The following is a 19,069-nucleotide window of genomic DNA, read 5'->3' as shown; positions in this document are numbered from 1 at the left end:
CCCATGCCCTCTCACGAACAAGACGCGCAGCACATCGCCACTGCGTTGCGTCTCGCCACCTCGGCGCTGCTGCTGACCGATCCGAATCCGCGCGTGGGCTGTGTGCTGTGCGATGCCCATGGCCGCGTGCTGGGCCAGGGTCATACGCAAAAGGCGGGCGGCCCGCATGCCGAAGTGATGGCGCTGCGCGATGCCGCGGCGCAGGGCCATTCGGTCGCGGGCGCCACGGCGTACGTCACGCTCGAACCGTGCTCGCACCATGGCCGCACCGGCCCCTGCTGCGACGCGCTGATCGCGGCGGGCGTGCGGCGGGTCGTGGCATCGCTTGCCGACCCCAATCCGTTGGTAGCGGGGCAAGGCTTCGAGCGCCTGCGCGCGGCGGGTGTCGACGTCGAGGTCGGCCCCGGCGCCGCTGAATCGCGCGAACTCAACATCGGTTTTTTCAGCCGCATGGTTCGCAAGCAACCCTGGGTTCGCCTGAAGGCCGCGGCCTCGCTCGATGGCAAGACCGGGCTCGACAACGGCGTGAGCCAGTGGATCACGTCGGAAGCAGCCCGCACCGATGGCCATGCCTGGCGGGCCCGGGCCAGCGCGGTGCTGACGGGCGTCGGCACGGTGCTCGAAGACAACCCGCGACTGGACGTGCGCTTGGTCGACACCCCGCGCCAGCCGCACCTCGTGGTGGTGGACAGCCGGCTCCAGACGCCGGCCGATGCTCACATATTCATAGCAGGCCGTCCGGTATGGATCTACGCGGCCAGCCGCGACGAAGCCAAGGCCGCCGCATTGGAGGCACGCGGCGCCACGGTCACCTGCCTGCCGAATGCCGGCGGCAAGGTCGACCTGCCCGCCCTGCTGAAAGACCTGGCGGCGCGCGGCGTCAACGAGCTGCACGTCGAGTCGGGCCACAAACTCAACGGGTCGATGCTGCGCGAAGGTTGCGTCGACGAACTGCTGGTCTACATGGCGCCCAAGCTGATCGGCAGCGGGCTCGACATTGCCAGCCACATTCATGCGGAAGGCCCGCTGACCTCGCTGGCGGGTGTCCTGCCGCTGGAATTCCGGTCCGTGGACATGCTCGGCCCCGACCTGCGCATCGTGGCCCGGGTCGCTGGAAGGGACGCGTTCTAGAAGGCGAGGCAACGGCGGCCACCGCCGGGGCCACCCGCCCCAAGGCCAGCCGCGCCCCCTCCGGGGCGCGAATTACATGGCGCAAAGCGCCACGAAAAACCGGAGGGCTCCCGATGTCTGCGAAAATGTGCGAATGTTCACCGGAATCATCACCGGCGTGGGGCGCATCGCCGCCATCCACGACCTCGGCACCTCCTCCTCCTTTGGCAAAAGACTCAGCATTGCGGTGCCCGACGGGTACCTCGATGACGTGGGGCTTGGCGACAGCATCGCGCTCAACGGCGCCTGCATGACCGTCACCACGCTCCTGCCCGAGCGACAGCAGTTCACCATCGACATCTCCGCCGAATCGCTCGACAAGACCGCGGGCCTGACCGACGAAGGCAGCCGCATCAACCTCGAGAAGGCCTTGCGCGCCAGCGACCGGCTGGGCGGGCACATCGTGTCCGGCCACGTGGACGGCATCGGCGCGGTGAGCTTCTTCGAGCCGATCGGCGAAAGCTGGGAGCTGCGCGTGGTCGCGCCGCCCGCCCTCGCCCGCTTCCTGGCGTACAAGGGCTCGATCACCGTCAACGGCGTGAGCCTCACGGTCAACAGCGTGAAAGACATCGAAGGCGGCGCCGAGATCAGCATCAACCTGATCCCGCACACCGTCGACAACACCTCCCTCGGCGGCCTGAAGGCCGGCTCGAAGGTCAACCTCGAAATCGATACCGTGGCGCGCTACGTGGAGCGCATGCTCCAGGCCGGCGTGCTGGTCCCGCCATCCAAGGACACCGCTTCATGAACGCCTCCGTCACGCCCATCGGCGCCCCCCGCGCCGCGCGCGCCCCCGCACCGATCGCCTCGGTCGAGGAAATCGTGGCCGAGCTCGCCGCCGGCCGCATGGTGATCCTGGTCGATGAGGAAGACCGCGAGAACGAAGGCGACATCGTCATCGCGGCCGACCACATCACGCCCGAAGCCATCAACTTCATGGCCCGCCATGCGCGCGGCCTGATCTGCCTGACGCTCTCGCGCGAAATGTGCGAGCGGCTGCAGCTGCCGCCGATGGTGCAGCGCAACGGTGCCAAGCACTCGACCGCCTTCACCGTCTCCATCGAGGCCGCCGAAGGCGTGACCACCGGCATTTCGGCCGCCGACCGCTCGCGCACCGTGCAAGCCGCCGTCGCGCCCAACGCCGTGGCCGCCGACCTCGTGCAGCCCGGTCACATCTTCCCGCTGCAGGCAGTGGACGGCGGCGTGCTCATGCGCGCCGGCCACACCGAAGCCGGCTGCGACCTCGCCGCCATGGCCGGCTGCTCGCCCGCCTCGGTGATCTGCGAGGTGATGAACGAAGACGGCACGATGGCGCGCCTGCCCGACCTGCAGATCTTCGCGGCCGAGCACAACATCAAGATCGGCACCATCGCCGCGCTGATCGAGCACCGCAGCCGCACCGAATCGCTGGTCGAAAAAGTCGGCTGCCGTGAGATTCAAACGGCCTGGGGCGCCTTCACGGCCCACGCCTTCCTCGACAAGCCCAGCCGCGGCGTGCATCTGGCGCTGGTGCGCGGCAAGTGGGCGCCCGAGGACACGGTGTCGGTGCGCGTGCACGAGCCGCTGTCGGTGCTCGACGCGCTCGAAATCAACCGCTCGCTGCACTCGTGGAGCCTGGACGCCAGCCTCTCGCACATCGCGACCGAGGGCAAGGGCGTGGCCGTGCTGCTGAACTGCGGCGAATCGGCCAACGAGCTGCTGGCCCAGTTCGACGGCACCGCGCGCCCCGCGCAAGCCCCCGAGCGCGGCCGCATGGACCTGCGCAGCTACGGCATCGGCGCACAGATCCTGCGCGAATGCGGCGTGCACAAGATGAACCTGCTGGGCACGCCGCGTCGCATGCCGAGCATGGCCGCGGGCTACGGCCTCGAGATTGCCGGCTACCTCACGAAAGACTGACCCACCATGCAAGGCGCAAACAAAGGCGAGAACACGCCCCTCAATGGAAAAGGCCTGCGCATCGGCATCGTGCAGGCGCGCTTCAACGCCGACATCACCGATGCACTGGCCGCGGCCTGCCTCTCGGAACTCGAATCGCTCGGCGTGGCAGCTTCCGACATCCATCACCTGCAAGTGCCCGGCGCGCTCGAAGTGCCGATCGCCCTGCAGGCGCTGGCCGAGCGCGGTGGTTATCACGCGCTCGTGGCGCTGGGCTGCATCATCCGCGGCGAGACCTACCACTTCGAACTGGTGGCCAACGAATCGGGCGCGAGCGTGAGCCGCGTTTCGCTCGACTACCGCCTTCCCATCGCCAACGCGATCATCACCACCGAAAACCTCGAGCAGGCCATTGCCCGGCAGACCGACAAGGGCCGCGACGCAGCCCGCGTGGCTGTCGAGATGGCGCAACTGCTGGCCACCCTTTCATGACCGAAGACACCTCCAAGCCCACTGGCACCAAGCCCCGTCAATCGCGCGTGGGCCTGACCAGCACCGGCGCGCGCAAGGCTTCGGCCAAGTCGAACCGCAGCCGCGCCCGCGAATTCGCGCTGCAGGCGCTCTACCAGCACCTGGTGGGCCGCAACGACCCGACCGACATCGACCATTTCACGCGCGACCTCGCGGGCTTCCACAAGGCCGACGCGCTGCACTACGACGCGCTGCTGCACGGCTCGATCGAAGGCGCCGAACAGCTCGACGCGCTGATCCGCCCGCTGCTCGATCGCAAATTCGAAGAAATCTCGCCCATCGAGCACGCCGTGATGTGGATCGGTGTGTACGAATTCCAGAACTGCCTGGACGTGCCCTGGCGCGTGGTGCTCAACGAGTGCATCGAGCTGGCCAAGGAATTCGGCGGCACCGACGGCCACAAGTACGTGAACGCCGTGCTCAATGGCCTGGCGCCGAAGCTGCGCCCGCTGGAAGTGGAAGCCGACCGGGCTTCGGGGAAAGCAAAGGCATGAGGATCTCGACGCGCGCGGAGCGCATCGAGCCCTTCTATGTGATGGAAGTGGCGAAGGCCGCCGGTGTGCTGGCACGCGAAGTGGCCCACACCGACCGGCCGATGATCTTCCTGAACATCGGCGAGCCCGACTTCACCGCGCCGCCATTGGTGCAGGAAGCCGCCGCCCGCGCCGTGCGCGCCGGTGCCACGCAGTACACGCAGGCCACGGGCCTGGACCATCTGCGCGAACGCATCAGCGGCTGGTACAAGAGCCGCTTCAATGTCGACGTGCCGGCCCGCCGCATCGTCGTCACGGCCGGCGCCTCGGCCGCGCTCCAGCTGGCCTGCCTCGCACTGATCGAGTCCGGCGACGAGATCCTGCTGCCCGACCCCAGCTACCCCTGCAACCGCCACTTCGTGAGCGCGGCGGACGGCAAGGCGGTGCTGATTCCGACCACGGCCGAAGAGCGCTTTCAGCTCACCGCCGCCAAGGTCGAGGCCGCCTGGACCGACAAGACGCGCGGCGTGCTGCTCGCCTCGCCGTCCAACCCGACCGGCACCTCGATCGCACCCGATGAGCTGCGCCGCATCCACGAGGTGGTGTCGAAGCGCGGCGGCATCACGCTGATCGACGAGATCTACCTTGGCCTCTCGTACGACGATGCCTTCGGGCAAACGGCGCTGGCCATCGACGACAACGTCATCAGCATCAACAGCTTCAGCAAGTACTTCAACATGACCGGCTGGCGCCTGGGCTGGCTGGTGGTGCCCGAAGTGCTGGTGCCGGTGGTCGAGCGGCTCGCGCAAAACCTCTTCATCTGCGCGAGCACGGTGTCGCAGTACGCGGCCCTGGCCTGCTTCGAGGCCGAGAGCATCGCCGAGTACGAACGCCGCCGCGCCGAGTTCAAGGCACGCCGCGACTGGTTCATTCCGCAGCTGAACGCGCTCGGCCTGAATGTGCCCGTGATGCCCGATGGCGCCTTCTACGCCTGGGCCGACTGCACCGGCGTGGCCGAAAAACTCGGCATCTCGGGCAGTTGGGACTTCGCCTTCGAGACCATGAAGCGCGCCCATGTCGCCGTCACGCCAGGCCGCGACTTCGGCACCGCCGAGACGGCGAAGTTCGTGCGCTTTTCCACGGCCAGCTCGATGGCGCACCTGCAGGAAGCTATTGCCCGCTTGCGGGCCATGACCGCGCAATGAGCGAGGCACTCCGGTGAGCTACGCGTTCCCGCTTCGCGTCTACTGGGAAGACACCGACGCCGGCGGCATCGTGTTCTATGCCAACTACCTGAAGTTCATGGAGCGCGGCCGCACCGAGTGGCTGCGCTCGCTCGGCGTGGAGCAGCGCAAGCTGCGCGAGGAAACCGGCGGCCAGTTCGTGGTGAGCGAAACGCAGCTCAAATACCATCGGCCGTCCCGGCTCGACGACGAACTGCTGGTTACCGCCGATCTTCAACAATTGGGCAGTGCGTCGTTGATAATCGGTCAGCGTGTGCTATCAAAAACAGAGCAAGAGCAAACAGGGGCCGAAGCGCCTGTCTTGCTGTGCGAAGGCACGATCCGTATCGGCTGGGTGGACGCCACCACATTGCGTCCTGCACGCATACCGAAACAAGTGACGGGAACCCTTGAGCGCTACAGCGGCTCCATGACTCAACCTTTCAAGCCATGAACCAAGACCTCTCCATCATCAATCTCCTGCTCCATGCGAGCTTCGTGGTGCAACTGGTCGTGCTGCTGCTCGTGATCGTCTCGATCGCCAGCTGGGCCGCGATCTTCCGCAAGTTCTTCGCCTTGAAGCGCATGCGTGCGCTGAACGACGACTTCGAGCGTGAGTTCTGGTCGGGCACCAGCCTGAACGAGCTGTTTGCCTCGGCTGCCCAGAACGCCAAGTTCGCCGGCCCCATGGAACGCATCTTTGCCTCCGGCATGCGCGAGTACCAGAAGCTGCGCGAGCGCCACGTCACCGACGCCGGCACGCTGCTCGACGGCGCCCGCCGCGCGATGCGCGCGAGCTTCCAGCGCGAGCTGGATGCGGCTGAACAAAACCTCTCGTTCCTGGCCACCGTCGGTTCGGTGTCGCCGTATGTGGGCCTGTTCGGCACGGTCTGGGGGATCATGCATGCCTTCACCGGCCTGGCCGCCCTCACGCAGGTGACGCTCGCCACTGTGGCCCCCGGCATTGCCGAAGCGCTGGTGGCCACCGCCATCGGCCTGTTCGCCGCCATTCCCGCGGTGGTCGGCTACAACCGCTTCGCCCGCGAGATCGACAAGATCGCCATCGCCCTCGAAACCTACATCGAGGAGTTCTCCAACATCCTGCAGCGCAACCTCTCGGCCAACCCGAACGCGGGCGGCTCTGCATCGTCGGTGGCTCCGGCCAACCGCTGAGCGGGAACACAAGCGCATGCCCGCCGTTTCATCCCGCGGCCGAGGACGCCGCACGATCAACGAGATCAACATGGTCCCGTTCATCGACGTGATGCTGGTGCTGCTGATCATCTTCATGGTCACGGCGCCGCTCATCACGCCGAGCGTGATCAACCTGCCCACGGTCGACCGCGCCAACAAGCAGCCCGACAAGCCCATCGAGATCGTCATCAAGAGCGACGACGAAGTGCAGATCAAGAAAGATCCGTCCACCGGCACCGGCGGCACGTCGATCCCCATGACGCAGATCGGCTCGGCCGCCAAGACCGCCCAGGGCGGCGACGACCAGCGCCCGGTGGTCATCAGCGCCGACAAGTCGGTGAAGTACGAAACCGTCGTGAAGGCCATGAACCAGCTCAAGCGCAGCGGCATCGAGCGCGTGGGGCTGTCGGTCACGACCACGGGCAGCAAATAAGGCATGTCGCTCGCACTGGACCGCCCCGAGTTCGCGCCACCGCCGCAGCGCGGCACGCCGCGCGCCGTGGTGCTCGCCCTTATTGCGCATGCGCTGCTGATCGCGGCGCTGACCTGGGGCGTGCGCTGGAAAAGCGACCCTGACGAAGGCGCAGTCGATGCCGAGCTGTGGTCGTCCACGGTGCAGCAGGCCGCCCCGCGCCTGTCCGCGCCGCCGGCACCGGTGCCGACACCCGCACCGCCGCCTCCCGCGCCCGCGCCACCGCCCCCTGTCGCCAAGGAGCCCGAGCCGGCGCCCGCACCGCGCGCACCCGACATCGCCCTGGAGCGCGAGAAGAAGCTCAAGGAGCAGAAGGAACAGAAAGAGCGCGAGCTCGAACAGCAGCAGCAACAGCAAAAGAAGAAAGAGCTGGAAGCCAAGCAGCGCGCGCAGGACGAGGCCGACCGCAAGAAGGAACAGCAGCAGAAGCTGGCCGAGCAGAAAAAGCAGCAGGAAGCCGACGCCAAGCAGGCCGAAGCGAAGAAGGCCGAGGCCGCCGCCAAGCAGGCCGCCGCCGACCGCGCCGCCATGCTCAAACGCATGCAAGGCCTGGCCGGCGCCAGCGGCTCCGATGACTCGAAGGGCACGGCCATGCGCTCGTCCGGCCCGTCGAGCGGCTACGCCGGACGCATCGCCGCCGCGGTGCGCCCGAACATCACCTTCCCCGATGCCGACACCGTGAACGGCAATCCGGCGGCCGAGTTCGAAGTGAGCCTGGCGCCCGACGGCACCATCGTCGGCGTCAAGCTCAGCAAGACGAGCGGCCTGCCGGGCTGGGACGACGCGGCGGAACGCGGCCTGCGCAAGACCGACAAGCTGCCGCGTGACACCGATGGACGCATCTTTCCGTCGCTGATCGTTACTCTGCGCCCCAAACGCTGATTTATGCTCAAGCTCCGGGCGGCTTTCACGAACCGCCCGGAACTTGATCAACGTCGCGCTGTCTACACGCGAACAAAACAACAGCAGGGCCCCACGCCCGCAAAAGATGAACCCCAACGGTCACATCCGGTACGGCAGCAGTCCGCTTCTCGCCAGCAGGACGCCCGTATGGCGCAGCAAGTTCATCGTGGCCAGCATCGCCTTCGGCTTCGTGCTGCTGGCAGCCCGGGCCGCCTACGTACAGATCTTCAACAACGACTTCTTCCAGCACCAGGGTGAAGTGCGCTACCAGCGCACGCTCGAGCTGCCGGCCAACCGCGGCCGCATCCTCGACCGCAACGGGCTGATCCTCGCGTCCGACATCCCGGCCCCCAGTATCTGGGCCATTCCCGAAGACATCGAGCGTGACGACCCCGCCGTGCAGGGCAAGCTCAAGGAGGCGGCCAAGCTGCTCGGCATGCCGCAGAAAGAGCTCGACAAGAAGCTGGCGGACGAAGACAAGAGCTTCGTCTGGCTCAAGCGGCAGGTCGACCAGTCGGTGGCCAAGCAGGTCGCCGCGCTCAACATCAAGGGCATCTACCTGCGCCGCGACTACCGGCGCCAATACCCTGAAGGCGAGGCGGCCGCGCACCTTGCGGGCTTCACCAACGTCGAGGACATCGGCCAGGAAGGCATCGAACTGGCCTTCGACAAGGACCTGGCCGGCAAGGCCGGCTCGCGCCACGTGCTGAAAGACCGGCTGGGCCACATCGTCGAAGACACCGAAGACCAGGTGCCGCCGACCGACGGCCACGACATCCAACTCAGCATCGACGACCGCGTGCAGTTCGTGGCCTACGAAAAAATCCGCGACGCCGTGATCGCCAACAAGGCCCGCGCCGGCAGCGTGGTCGTGGTCGACACCGTGACGGGCGAGCTGCTCGCCATGGCCAACTACCCGAGCTACGACCCCAACGACCGCCACAACCTCACCGGCGAACAGCTGCGCAACCGCGCCATGACCGACGTCTTCGAGCCCGGCTCGACCATGAAGCCGATCACCGTCGCCACCGCGCTGCAGCTCGGCCGCGTGACGCCCAAGACCATCATCGACACCAATCCCGGCCGCATCACCGTGTCGGGTGCGACCATCCACGACGACGAGAACTTCGGTGTGCTGACCGTCGAGGGCGTGATCCAGAAGTCGAGCAACGTCGGCGCCACCAAGATCTCGCAGCGCATGTCGGCGCAGGAGATGTGGAACTCGCTCACGGCCGTGGGCCTGGGGCAGAAGCCGCAGACGCCCTTCCCCGGCGCCGTGACCGGGCGGCTGCGGCCCTGGAAGTCGTGGCGGCCGATCGAGCAGGCCACCATGTCCTACGGCTACGGCCTCTCGGCCTCGCTGTTCCAGATCGCGCACGCGTACACCGCCTTTGCGCATGACGGCGAAGTCATCCCGGTGAGCCTGCTGAAGAACACCGGCACCGAGCCGGCCGGCGTGCGGGTGTTCTCGCCGACGGTCGCCAGCGAGGTGCGCCAGATGATGCATCTGGCCGCCGCGCCCGGTGGCACCGCGCCGCTCGCGCAGACCCAGGGCTACTCGGTCGGCGGCAAGACCGGCACGGCCCACAAGCAGGTCGGCAAGGGCTACGCGAGCAACAAGTACCGCGCCTGGTACACCGGCATGTCGCCCATCGACAAGCCGCGCATCATCGTCGCGGTGATGATCGACGAGCCGAGTGCGGGCAAGTATTTCGGCGGCCTCGTGGCGGCGCCGGTGTTCAGCCAGGTGGTGCAGCAGACGCTGCGCATCATGAACGTGCTGCCCGACCTTGCGGTGGCGCCGATGTCGCACTGACCGCCGCAGCGCATGCGGCAGCGGCGGCAGTGCCAGCCGACGCTCAGGGCGCCAGGCTCAGGCGCTTGACCTCGAGTTCGACCTTGTTGCCGACGAGGCTCTTGTCGAACTTGCCGGAAATCTCGACGCGCACCTTGTCGTCGATCTTCACGCCCGGGGGGAAATACTTGGCGTCGATCTCCACTTTCATGCGGCCGCTGTCGTCGGCAAAGGTGTAGTCCTCGCCGCCATCGTGCGACACGATGAAGCCACGCAGCGTGGCGTGCTGGTCATCCTTGCCGGTGTCGAGCAGCTGCTTGACGGTCAGGGTCGGCACGGTGTTCGGGCCGGCGTACTGCGCGAAGGCGGCCGCCATCGACAGCGACATGCCGAGCGCGAGCGCGGCGTTCTTCAGGGTCTTGTTCTGGGCATGGGTCATGGCAATCGTTCCTCCTCGAACGGCCTGGTTGTGAAGAACCAGATGGACGCCACACGCGTCCGAATGGTTCCACGACCCTTGTCAGCCCGGGGCCATTACTCGTAGACGACCAGCGCCTTGCCCGCCTCTGCCTGCGCCGTCCAGCTTGCGAGCGCCGCGTCGGTCGGAAAGAACTTGGCGCGCTCGCCCAGTTGCAACTCGACCTGTGCGCCACCACGCGCCATCGACAGGCGCACCGGCAGGCCCTGCACCAGGTCGCCCACTTCGGTCTGCTCGGTGCGCGGCGGAAAGTCTTTCACCAGCCGCGCGATCTCGGGCACCTTGCCGTTGACCGCCACGCGCAGGAACTTGCCGAAGCGGCAGCGCGCCGTCGCCAGGTCCCACACCTGCTGCACCTGGAAGCGCGCCTCGAAGCCGCCGCGCGCAGGCTGCAGCCGGCCGCTGACGATGACCAGTTCGTCGTCTTTCAATGTGTTGCGGTTGGCGTTGATCAGTGCCTCGTCGGCGGTGGCGTCGATGGCGTCCGACTTGTCGTCGAGCTTGAAGATCGCAAGGCGGCCGCGCTGGCCGTTGATGACGCGGAAGTCGCTCACGATGCCGGCGATCACCTGCGGGTCGCGGCTGTCGAGCAGGTCGCCGATCTCGCGCTTGCAGAAGCGCCGCACCTCGTGCGAGACCTCGTCGAACAGGTGGCCCGACAGGTAGAAGCCGATGGCCGTTTTCTCGAGTGTCAGGCGCTCCTTCACGCCCCATGGCGTGGCGTCGACCAGGTCGGGCTCGGCGGTGGCCGAGCCGTGGTCGCAGTCGCCGAAGATGTCGGCCTGCGAAGCATTGGCCGCCGTGGCGTTGGCGAATTCGAAGGCGCGGTCGACCGAGGCGATCAGCGACGCGCGGTTCTGCTGGATCGCATCGAAGGCGCCCGCCTTGATGAGCGCTTCGACCGTGCGCTTGTTGATGCGCTGGCGGTCGATACGCACGCAGAAGTCGTACAGGCTCTTGAACGGCCCGCCCTCTTCGCGCGCCCGCACCACGGCCTCGACCGCGAGCTGGCCCGTGCCCTTGACCGCGCCGAGCCCGTAGCGGATCACCTTGTTGGTGACCGGCTCGAAGCGGTAGTTGCCGCGGTTCACGTCCGGCGGCTCGAAGGTGATGCCGAAGTTTTTCTGGGCGTCCTCGAACAGCAGCTTGAGCTTGTCCGTGTCGTCCATTTCCACGGTCATATTCGCGCAGAAGAACTCGGCCGTGTAGTGGACCTTGAGCCAGCCCGTGTGGTACGCCAGCAGCGAGTACGCGGCAGCGTGCGACTTGTTGAAGCCGTAGCCCGCGAACTTCTCCATCAAGTCGAAGATTTCGTCGGCCTTGTCCTGCGGAATGCCGTGCGTGGAAAGCGCGCCCGCGCGGAATTTCTCGCGGTGCTCGGCCATCTCCTCGAGCTTTTTCTTGCCCATCGCGCGGCGCAGCAAGTCGGCGCCGCCGAGCGAGTAGCCGCCCAGGATCTGCGCGGTCTGCATCACCTGCTCCTGGTAGACCATGATCCCGTAGGTCTCGGAGAGCATCTCGGCCACGGCCGGGTGCGGGTACTCCACTTCTTCGCGGCCGTGCTTGCGCGCCACGAAGCTGGGAATCAGGTCCATCGGGCCCGGTCGGTACAACGCGTTCAGCGCGATCAGGTCTTCGAGCCGCGTCGGCCGCGCGTCTTTCAGCATGCCCTGCATGCCGCGCGATTCAAACTGGAACACGGCCTCGGTCTTGCCTTCGGAGAACAGCCGGTAGGTGGCCGCGTCGTTCAGCTTGATGTCCTCGAACGCGAAGTTCTCCTGGCCCTTGTGGCGCTTGACGATGAACTCCTTGGCGATCTCCAGGATGGTGAGCGTCGCAAGGCCCAAGAAGTCGAACTTCACGAGGCCGATGGCTTCGACGTCGTCCTTGTCGTACTGGCTCACGGCCGAGTCGCTGCCGGGCTGCTGGTAGAGCGGGCAGAAGTCGGTGAGCTTGCCCGGCGCAATGAGCACGCCCCCGGCGTGCATGCCGATGTTTCGCGTCATGCCTTCGAGCTTCTGCGCAAGCTCGACCAGCATCTTGACTTCTTCTTCCTTCTCGATGCGCTGCGCGAGCTGCGGCTCCATCTCGATGGCGTAGTTGTTCTTGTCGCCCTCGATCTTTTTCTCGGGCGGGTACTGCAGCGTGACCGACATGCCCGGCTTGTTCGGAATCAGCTTGCTGATGCCGTCGCAGAACATGTAGCTCATGTCCAGCACGCGGCCCACGTCGCGGATCGCGGCGCGCGCGGCCATCGTGCCGAAGGTGGCGATCTGGCTCACGGCATTGCGGCCGTACTTGTCCTTCACGTAGTCGATCACGCGGTCCCGGTTGCCCTGGCAGAAGTCGATGTCGAAGTCGGGCATCGAGACGCGCTCGGGGTTCAGGAAACGTTCGAACAGCAGCTTGTATTCGAGCGGGTCGAGGTCGGTGATCTTCAGCGCGTACGCCACCAGCGAGCCGGCACCCGAGCCCCGGCCCGGGCCCACCGGGCAGCCGTTGGCCTTGGCCCATTGAATGAAGTCGCCCACGATCAGGAAGTAGCCCGGGAACCCCATGTTCAGGATCGTGTTGATCTCGAACTCCAGCCGCTCCACATAGCGCCCCCGTTCGGCATCGCGCTTGGCTTGGTCGGGGTAGAGATGCTTCAGCCGCATCTCCAGCCCGTCGAACGACTCCTGGCGGAAGAAATCGTCGATCGGCATGCGCACGCCTTCGCTGACGAAGGGCGTGGGAAAGTCGGGCAGCTGCGGCTTGCCCAGCACCAGCGTCAGGTTGCAGCGCTTGGCGATCTCGACCGTGTTGGCCAGCGCGCTCGGCACGTCGGCGAACAGCGCCTGCATCTCGGCGGTCGACTTGAAGTACTGCTCTTCAGTGAACTTGCGCACGCGGCGCGGGTTGCCCAGGATCTCGCCTTCGGAAATGCAGACGCGCGCCTCGTGCGCCTCGTAGTCCTGGCGCTCCGCGAACTGCACCGGGTGCGTGGCCACCACCGGCAGGTTCAGGCGCGCCGCGAGCTTGACGGCGGCAATGACGTGCGGCTCGTCTTCAGGACGGCCGGCGCGCTGCAGCTCGATATAGAAGCGATGCGGGAACATTCCCGCCAATTGCAGCGCCAGCTCGGCCGCGCGCTCTTCCTGGCCTTGCAGCAGCGGCGCGCCCAGCGGCCCGGCCTGTGCGCCCGACAACGCGATCAGGCCGCCCTGCAGTTCCTCGACCCATTCGAGCTTGCAGGCCGCCTGCGACTGGCCCCGGCCCACGTTCTGCGTCCAGGCCCGCGCCAGCAGCTCGGACAGGTGCAGATAGCCTTCCATGTTCTGCACCAGCAGCACGATGCGGGTGAGCACGCCCGGCTCCTTGCCGAGCCCCTCGATGAAGATTTCAGCCCCGATGACGGGCTTGACGCCCTTGCCCCGGCCCTGCTTGTAGAACTTGATGGCCCCGAACAGGTTGTTCAGGTCGGTGATGGCGAGGGCTGGCTGCTTGTCGCCAGCAGCGGCCTTGATGGCTTCGTCGATCCGGTTGGTGCCGTCGACGACGGAAAATTCGGTGTGCAGGCGCAGGTGAACAAACATCCTTCCATTGTAGAAAGCGCCACTCCACGATGTGGGTTGGCAATCCCTACAATCGCCCCCCGTGCAAGAGATTCTGAATATCGCGGCCTACAAATTCGTAGGCATAGACGACAGCCCCGTGCTGCGTGAAGACCTGCGCGCCCGCGCGCAGGCCTTGGGCCTGATGGGCACCATCCTGCTGGCCCCGGAGGGCATCAACCTGTTCCTGGCGGGCACCGCCGACGCCATCCACGCCTTCGTGGCCCGTTTGCGTGCCGACGCGCGCTTTGCCGACCTCGAAACCAAGGAAAGCTGGTCCGCCACGCAGCCCTTCCGGCGCATGCTGGTCAAGCTCAAGCGCGAGATCATCCGCATGGACCACCCCGCCATCCAGCCCGCCGCCGGCCGGGCGCCGGGCGTGGACGCGCCCACGCTCAAGCGCTGGCTCGACCAGGGCCATGACGACGAAGGCCGCGAGATCGCCCTGCTCGACACCCGCAACGACTTCGAGGTCGATGAAGGCACCTTCGACGGCGCGATCGACTGGCGCATCACCAAGTTCACCGAATTCCCGCCCGCCCTGAAGGCGCACCGCGAGGAGTTCAAGGGCAAGACCGTCGTGAGCTTCTGCACCGGCGGCATCCGCTGCGAGAAGGCGGCCATCCTGATGCGCGAGGAAGGCATCGAGCACGTGCTGCAGCTCGAAGGCGGCATCCTCAAATATTTCGAGCAGGTCGGCGGCGCGCACTACCACGGCGACTGCTTCGTGTTCGACGGCCGCGAGGCGCTCGCGCCCGACCTGAGCGCACGCTCGGCACACGCCAGCGCACGGGCCTCCGAAGACCCGGACCTCGGCATCAAGCAATAAACCCATAAGACAACCACGGGCCTCCCATGCGCATCCTCCTGGTGGAAGACGAACTGGACATGGCCTCGTGGCTGATCCGGGCGCTGACCCAGAGCGGCTTCGTCGCCGATCACGCGCCCGACGCGCGCACCGCCGAAGCCTTCATCGCCGGTACCGAGTACGACGCCATCGTGCTCGACCTGCGCCTGCCCGACAAGCACGGCCTGAGCGTGCTGGCCGACATGCGCGATGCCGACGACCGCACGCCGGTGCTGATCCTCACCGCGCAAGGCGCGTTGCAGGACCGGGTGCGCGGCCTCAACCTGGGCGCCGACGATTTCCTCACCAAGCCCTTCGAGCTGGTCGAGCTCGAGGCGCGCCTGTCGGCGCTGGTGCGGCGCAGCCGCGGCAAGCAGCATCCGCGGCTGCAGTGCGCCTCGCTCTCGTACGACAGTGAAAGCCACGCCTTCTCGCTGCGCGGCACGCTGCTGTCGCTCACGCCGCGCGAGCAGGCCGCCCTCACGGCCCTGCTGATGCGCAGCGGCGCGCCGGTCGGCAAGTCGCAGCTCTTCGCCAAGGTGTTCACCAACGACAGCACCGCGGGCCCCGACGCCATCGAGGTTGTGCTGCACCGGCTGCGGCGCAAGCTCGCGGACAGCGACGTGCGCATCGTCACCGTGCGCGGCCTGGGCTACATGCTCGAGAGCATTGCCGATGGACCCACGCTCCCCGACGACGCCCCCGCCGACAACTGAGCCGCGTCGCTTCGGCATCCGCGCGCGCCTGCTCGCACTGCTGCTGCCGGGCATCATCGCGCTGCTGGCACTCGACAGCTGGAACGACTACCGCGCGCTCACCGACGCGCTGGTCGTGGCCTACGACCAGAGCCTGCTCGAACCTGTGCAGGCGCTGGCCAACGGCATCGTTGTGGCCAGCGACGGCAGCGTGCGCGTGCAGGAGCCCTTCTCGATCCAGTCGATGTTCGACTCGACCCACCTGCGCTACAAGTACCTGCACGTGGGCGTGCAGCGCATCGCCAAGGGCGAGCAGCTCGACGTCAACGCGCCCGAGACCACGCTCATGGGCGTGCCCGGCCTGCCGCGCCCGGCGCAGCGCCCGCCCGACGGCACGCCGGTGTTCTACGACGCGGTATACGAGAAGCATGCAGTGCGCGTGGCCGCCCTGCGCCAGACCGTGTACGACAACGTGCACCCCGGCTCCGCCTGGAGCGTGCTCATCCAGGCCGCCGAAGGCACCGGCCCGCGCGTGCAGGCGCAATCGGAAACGCTGCGCCAGGAGCTGCTGCGCGACACGCGCATGGTGTTGGTGATGTCCATCCTCGTGTGGCTGGGTGTGGCCTGGACGCTGCGCCCGCTCGACCGGCTGCGCCGCTCGCTGCGCGAACGCTCGCGCGACGACCTCAAGCCGCTCGACGCCAGCGGCGTGCCGCAGGAAGTGGTGCCGCTGGTCGATGCGGTCAACCATCACATCGAAGGCCACCGGCGCATGGTGGCCGAGCACTCGCAGTTTCTGGCCGATGCCTCGCACCAGCTGCGCACGCCGTTGAGCATTCTCTCGATCCAGGCCGGCTACGCGGTGCGCGAGACCGACCCGGCCCGCATGCGCGAATCGCTGCACGCCATCGTCGCGCAGCTCGCGCGCACGCGCCGCCTGAGCGAACAACTGCTGGCCCTGGCCCATGCCACCACCGACGACGCCATCGCCGCCGTCGAGCCCGCCGTGGTCGACCTCAATGCCATCGCCCGCGCCGTGGTGCTGCAGTACCTGCCGCTGGCGCGCGAGAACGACCAGGACCTGGGCTGGGTCGATGCGCGCGGCGACGTCGCCACCGAAGGCATGGCCGGTGACGACGCCGACGGCACCGATGAAACCGGCGAGGCCGACGACCCGCCGGTGCTGCCCGTGATGGCCAACGCCGCCGAGCTGCACGAGGTGCTCGCGAACCTCGTGCACAACGCCATCAAGTACACGCCGCGCGGCGGCAACATCACCGTGACCGTGCGGCGCGAAGGCTCGCAGGCGGTGGCCGAGGTGTGTGACAGCGGCCCCGGCATCGCACCCGAACGGCGCGACAGCGTGTTCGAGCGTTTCCATCGCGATCCCGATGCCGGCACCGCGGGCGCGGCGCAGGGCGCAGGCCTTGGCCTGACCATCGCGCGCAGCTACGCGCGACGCAATGGCGCGGAGATCGAACTCGAAAGTGCCGGCATGCCCGAGAGCGCCACGGGCGGTGGCTTGCGCGCGATCTTGCGACTGCCGCTGCACGTCGCCTGAGGCCCTTTTTTGCAAGGGTTTCACCGGATACGCCGGTACGTGATTACACGTATTTTGAGCCTCCGCAGGTCGTTTGCGCCCTGTCCGAAAGCCGATTGAAAGCCTCGATTTCTAGACTGCGCTCCTTCTAAATCGAAGGAGACTTATGCAGCACCAGCTCGGTGAAGATCCGGCCTCGCACGCGCCTCGGCCCGCATCGAAATTCAAAAAAGACTACTACGGCGGAGCCCTGCTGATCGTCATCGGATTGGCCGCGGTGTATGCCGGCATCGGCTATCGCGTCGGCGAGCTGGCGCACATGGGACCGGGCTTCTTTCCCGTGGCGCTGGGCGCCCTGCTCGCGCTCACCGGGCTGCTGATCGCGGTCTCGGCGCGCGGCGACAAGCCGGCGTCCGATGAGGAAGCCGTGTCGCACGGACATCCGGGCGGCATGCCCGACATCCGTGGCGGCGTCTGCATCATCCTGGGCATCCTGGCGTTCCTGCTGTTCGGCGAGTACGGCGGCCTGCTGCCGGCGACCTTCGCCATCGTGTTCATCTCGGCGCTCGGCGACCGCGACAACACGCTGACCGAAGCGCTGCTCCTTTCGCTCGCGATGTCGTTCATCGCGGTAGTTGTCTTCTGGTGGGCGCTCAAGTTGCAGCTCCCCCTGTTCCAGTGGGGAGGCTGACACCATGATCGGTCAATCGCTACACGACCTGTGGTTCGGCTTCGGCGTGGCCTTCCAGGGCTCGAACCTGATGTGGTCCTTCTTCGGTGTGCTGGTGGGCAACCTGATCGGCGTGCTGCCGGGCATGGGCGCGCTGCAGGCCATCTCGATCCTGCTGCCGCTCACCTACGTGATGCACCCGGTGCCCGCCATCCTGATGCTGGCCGGTATCTTCTACGGTTCGCAGTACGGCGGTGCCATCGGCGCCATCCTGATGAACATGCCTTCGCACCCGCCGCATGCAGTGACCTGTCTGGACGGGTACCCCATGACCAAGCAGGGCAAGGGGGGTGTCGCGCTCGGGGTGACGATGATCGCCTCGTTCTTCGCGGCGTCCGTCGGCATCATCGTGATGATCTTCGCCTCGCCCCTGCTGGTGCAGATCGCGTTCAAGTTCGGCCCGACCGAGATCTTCTCGATCATGCTGCTGGGCTTGCTGGCTGGCTCCACCATGTCGCGCGGCTCGCCGCTCAAGGGCGTGGCCATGACGCTGTTCGGCCTGCTGTGCGGCGTGGTCGGCACCGACGTGAACAGCGGCAGCTTCCGCTTCGCGTTCGGCCTGCCTGAACTGAGCGACGGCCTCGAACTCGTGGCGATCTCGATGGGCCTGTTCGGCGTGGCCGACTTCCTGCTCAACGTGAACCGCATGAAGACCATCGGCGACACGGGCACCCTGAAGCTCAGCGACATGCGCCCGAGCAAGGAAGAGCTCAAGCGTGCCTTCCCCGCCATGCTGCGCGGCACGCTGGTGGGCACGGTGTTCGGCGCGATGCCCGGCACGGGCCCGACCATCACCACCTTCATCGCCTATGCGCTGGAGCGCAAGGTGTCGAAGACGCCGAACAAGTTCGGCACCGGCATGATCGAAGGTGTGGCGGGCCCCGAGGCTTCGGCTCACTCGAAGACGCAGGTCGACTTCATTCCGACGATGAGCCTGGGCATTCCGGGCGACGCGGTGATGGCGCTGATTCTGGGTGCGCTGCTGATCCAGGGTATCCAGCCCGGCCCGCAGCTCATCACGGAGCATCCGGACATCTTCTGGGGCCTGATCGCCTCGTTCTGGATTGGCAACGTGATCCTGGTGGTGCTGAACGTGCCGCTGATCGGCGTGTGGGTGAAGCTGCTGAAGGTGCCCTACAAGTACCTGTTCCCGGCCGCGATGTTCTTCATTGCGACCGGCGTGTACAGCACGCAGAACAGCCTGTTCCAGATCTGGGAAGTGCTGGTGTTCGGTATCGTCGGTGCGCTGCTGATGACGCTGGAGTTCTCGGTCGCGCCGATTCTGCTGGGCTTCGTGCTCGGGCCGATGGTCGAAGAAAACTTCCGCCGTGCGCTGCTGCTCTCGCGGGGCGACATGACGGTGTTCGTGACGCGTCCGATCAGCGGCACCTTCATCGGCCTGTGCGTGCTGCTGCTGCTGGGCGTGGGCTACTCGGCCTGGCGTGGCCGCGGCGGGCGCAACAAGATGGTCGAGCTGCCGAAGGCACCCGAAGGTGCACCACCGGCCGAAGCCGTGTCGATCAGCGGCGAATAACGCCGACCGACCG

The 19,069-nt window shown here is 66.9% G+C and carries 18 protein-coding genes; 16 read left to right on the top strand and 2 right to left on the bottom strand.

All coding sequences use genetic code 11. The annotated features are described in order from the left end of the window. The first annotated feature begins 3 nt into the window (after positions 1-3). The 11 genes from ribD to ACGLHS_RS12990 all read left to right on the top strand — a co-directional run bounded on the left by ribD (position 4) and on the right by ACGLHS_RS12990 (position 9,660). The gene (ribD, locus tag ACGLHS_RS13040) at positions 4-1,131 is read left to right on the top strand and encodes a bifunctional diaminohydroxyphosphoribosylaminopyrimidine deaminase/5-amino-6-(5-phosphoribosylamino)uracil reductase RibD (RefSeq protein WP_394480213.1); all 1,128 of its coding nucleotides are present in this window, start codon (positions 4-6) and stop codon (positions 1,129-1,131) included. Between the two features lie 133 nt (positions 1,132-1,264). Next, positions 1,265-1,918: a riboflavin synthase gene (locus tag ACGLHS_RS13035; RefSeq protein WP_093246955.1), complete on the top strand. Its 654-nt coding sequence runs from the start codon at positions 1,265-1,267 to the stop codon at positions 1,916-1,918. Continuing rightward, complete coding sequence (gene ribBA, locus ACGLHS_RS13030) at positions 1,915-3,069, top strand: bifunctional 3,4-dihydroxy-2-butanone-4-phosphate synthase/GTP cyclohydrolase II (protein ID WP_093246954.1); 1,155 nt, start codon at positions 1,915-1,917, stop codon at positions 3,067-3,069. Before ACGLHS_RS13035 ends, ribBA begins: the two co-directional genes overlap by 4 nt. A gap of 6 nt (positions 3,070-3,075) precedes the next feature. Continuing rightward, complete coding sequence (gene ribH, locus ACGLHS_RS13025; protein WP_093246953.1) at positions 3,076-3,540, top strand: 6,7-dimethyl-8-ribityllumazine synthase; 465 nt, start codon at positions 3,076-3,078, stop codon at positions 3,538-3,540. Further along, positions 3,537-4,073, top strand: coding sequence for a transcription antitermination factor NusB (gene nusB, locus ACGLHS_RS13020; protein ID WP_394480209.1), 537 nt, complete (start codon positions 3,537-3,539; stop codon positions 4,071-4,073). Before ribH ends, nusB begins: the two co-directional genes overlap by 4 nt. After that, positions 4,070-5,257 (top strand): pyridoxal phosphate-dependent aminotransferase, encoded by a 1,188-nt coding sequence (locus tag ACGLHS_RS13015; protein WP_394480207.1) that lies wholly within the window; start codon positions 4,070-4,072, stop codon positions 5,255-5,257. Before nusB ends, ACGLHS_RS13015 begins: the two co-directional genes overlap by 4 nt. Positions 5,258-5,270: 13 nt before the next feature. Continuing rightward, entirely contained in the window at positions 5,271-5,729 is a 459-nt protein-coding gene (locus ACGLHS_RS13010) for a YbgC/FadM family acyl-CoA thioesterase (protein ID WP_394480205.1), read from the top strand. Beyond that, positions 5,726-6,448, top strand: a complete 723-nt coding sequence (gene tolQ, locus ACGLHS_RS13005; RefSeq protein ID WP_093246949.1) for a protein TolQ — start codon at positions 5,726-5,728, stop codon at positions 6,446-6,448. The genes ACGLHS_RS13010 and tolQ overlap by 4 nt, the downstream gene beginning before the upstream one ends. A gap of 16 nt (positions 6,449-6,464) precedes the next feature. Continuing rightward, complete coding sequence (locus tag ACGLHS_RS13000; protein ID WP_093246948.1) at positions 6,465-6,902, top strand: biopolymer transporter ExbD; 438 nt, start codon at positions 6,465-6,467, stop codon at positions 6,900-6,902. A gap of 3 nt (positions 6,903-6,905) precedes the next feature. Beyond that, the gene (locus tag ACGLHS_RS12995; RefSeq protein WP_394480202.1) at positions 6,906-7,823 is read left to right on the top strand and encodes an energy transducer TonB; all 918 of its coding nucleotides are present in this window, start codon (positions 6,906-6,908) and stop codon (positions 7,821-7,823) included. A gap of 106 nt (positions 7,824-7,929) precedes the next feature. After that, a complete protein-coding gene (locus ACGLHS_RS12990) occupies positions 7,930-9,660 on the top strand; it encodes a peptidoglycan D,D-transpeptidase FtsI family protein (RefSeq protein ID WP_394480200.1) in 1,731 nt (576 codons plus the stop codon). Between the two features lie 43 nt (positions 9,661-9,703). Here the strand turns inward: ACGLHS_RS12990 and ACGLHS_RS12985 are convergent, their stop codons facing one another. Continuing rightward, the gene (locus tag ACGLHS_RS12985) at positions 9,704-10,078 is read right to left on the bottom strand and encodes a YgiW/YdeI family stress tolerance OB fold protein (protein WP_394480198.1); all 375 of its coding nucleotides are present in this window, start codon (positions 10,076-10,078) and stop codon (positions 9,704-9,706) included. 95 nt (positions 10,079-10,173) lie between these two features. Next, positions 10,174-13,692: a DNA polymerase III subunit alpha gene (dnaE, locus tag ACGLHS_RS12980; RefSeq protein ID WP_394480196.1), complete on the bottom strand. Its 3,519-nt coding sequence runs from the start codon at positions 13,690-13,692 to the stop codon at positions 10,174-10,176. Between the two features lie 61 nt (positions 13,693-13,753). Between dnaE and ACGLHS_RS12975 the strand changes: the two genes are divergently transcribed. The 5 genes from ACGLHS_RS12975 to ACGLHS_RS12955 all read left to right on the top strand — a co-directional run bounded on the left by ACGLHS_RS12975 (position 13,754) and on the right by ACGLHS_RS12955 (position 19,056). Beyond that, on the top strand, positions 13,754-14,539 hold the full coding sequence (locus tag ACGLHS_RS12975) for a sulfurtransferase (RefSeq protein ID WP_093246944.1): 786 nt from the start codon (positions 13,754-13,756) through the stop codon (positions 14,537-14,539). 26 nt (positions 14,540-14,565) lie between these two features. Next, a complete protein-coding gene (locus ACGLHS_RS12970; protein ID WP_093246943.1) occupies positions 14,566-15,273 on the top strand; it encodes a response regulator in 708 nt (235 codons plus the stop codon). Continuing rightward, a complete protein-coding gene (locus ACGLHS_RS12965; protein ID WP_394480193.1) occupies positions 15,233-16,813 on the top strand; it encodes a sensor histidine kinase in 1,581 nt (526 codons plus the stop codon). The genes ACGLHS_RS12970 and ACGLHS_RS12965 overlap by 41 nt, the downstream gene beginning before the upstream one ends. A 145-nt stretch (positions 16,814-16,958) precedes the next feature. Then, a complete protein-coding gene (locus ACGLHS_RS12960) occupies positions 16,959-17,483 on the top strand; it encodes a tripartite tricarboxylate transporter TctB family protein (RefSeq protein ID WP_176801267.1) in 525 nt (174 codons plus the stop codon). A gap of 4 nt (positions 17,484-17,487) precedes the next feature. After that, the gene (locus ACGLHS_RS12955; protein ID WP_093246941.1) at positions 17,488-19,056 is read left to right on the top strand and encodes a tripartite tricarboxylate transporter permease; all 1,569 of its coding nucleotides are present in this window, start codon (positions 17,488-17,490) and stop codon (positions 19,054-19,056) included. Positions 19,057-19,069 lie beyond the last annotated feature (13 nt).

Origin of the sequence: Variovorax sp. VaC1, from assembly GCF_043658315.1 — a bacterium.
Lineage (GTDB): Bacteria > Pseudomonadota > Gammaproteobacteria > Burkholderiales > Burkholderiaceae_C > Variovorax.
This window is presented reverse-complemented; position numbering and strand designations above follow the sequence as displayed.

Excerpts from the sequence above, each read along its gene's own strand:
- ribD (WP_394480213.1), top strand. The coding sequence starts at position 4 with ATGCCCTCTCACGAACAAGACGCGCAGCACATCGCCACTGCGTTGCGT.
- ACGLHS_RS13035 (WP_093246955.1), top strand. The coding sequence starts at position 1,265 with ATGTTCACCGGAATCATCACCGGCGTGGGGCGCATCGCCGCCATCCAC.
- ribBA (WP_093246954.1), top strand. The coding sequence starts at position 1,915 with ATGAACGCCTCCGTCACGCCCATCGGCGCCCCCCGCGCCGCGCGCGCC.
- ribH (WP_093246953.1), top strand. The coding sequence starts at position 3,076 with ATGCAAGGCGCAAACAAAGGCGAGAACACGCCCCTCAATGGAAAAGGC.
- nusB (WP_394480209.1), top strand. The coding sequence starts at position 3,537 with ATGACCGAAGACACCTCCAAGCCCACTGGCACCAAGCCCCGTCAATCG.
- ACGLHS_RS13015 (WP_394480207.1), top strand. The coding sequence starts at position 4,070 with ATGAGGATCTCGACGCGCGCGGAGCGCATCGAGCCCTTCTATGTGATG.
- tolQ (WP_093246949.1), top strand. The coding sequence starts at position 5,726 with ATGAACCAAGACCTCTCCATCATCAATCTCCTGCTCCATGCGAGCTTC.
- ACGLHS_RS13000 (WP_093246948.1), top strand. The coding sequence starts at position 6,465 with ATGCCCGCCGTTTCATCCCGCGGCCGAGGACGCCGCACGATCAACGAG.
- ACGLHS_RS12995 (WP_394480202.1), top strand. The coding sequence starts at position 6,906 with ATGTCGCTCGCACTGGACCGCCCCGAGTTCGCGCCACCGCCGCAGCGC.
- ACGLHS_RS12990 (WP_394480200.1), top strand. The coding sequence starts at position 7,930 with ATGAACCCCAACGGTCACATCCGGTACGGCAGCAGTCCGCTTCTCGCC.
- ACGLHS_RS12985 (WP_394480198.1), bottom strand. The coding sequence starts at position 10,078 with ATGACCCATGCCCAGAACAAGACCCTGAAGAACGCCGCGCTCGCGCTC.
- dnaE (WP_394480196.1), bottom strand. The coding sequence starts at position 13,692 with ATGTTTGTTCACCTGCGCCTGCACACCGAATTTTCCGTCGTCGACGGC.
- ACGLHS_RS12970 (WP_093246943.1), top strand. The coding sequence starts at position 14,566 with ATGCGCATCCTCCTGGTGGAAGACGAACTGGACATGGCCTCGTGGCTG.
- ACGLHS_RS12965 (WP_394480193.1), top strand. The coding sequence starts at position 15,233 with ATGGACCCACGCTCCCCGACGACGCCCCCGCCGACAACTGAGCCGCGT.
- ACGLHS_RS12960 (WP_176801267.1), top strand. The coding sequence starts at position 16,959 with ATGCAGCACCAGCTCGGTGAAGATCCGGCCTCGCACGCGCCTCGGCCC.
- ACGLHS_RS12955 (WP_093246941.1), top strand. The coding sequence starts at position 17,488 with ATGATCGGTCAATCGCTACACGACCTGTGGTTCGGCTTCGGCGTGGCC.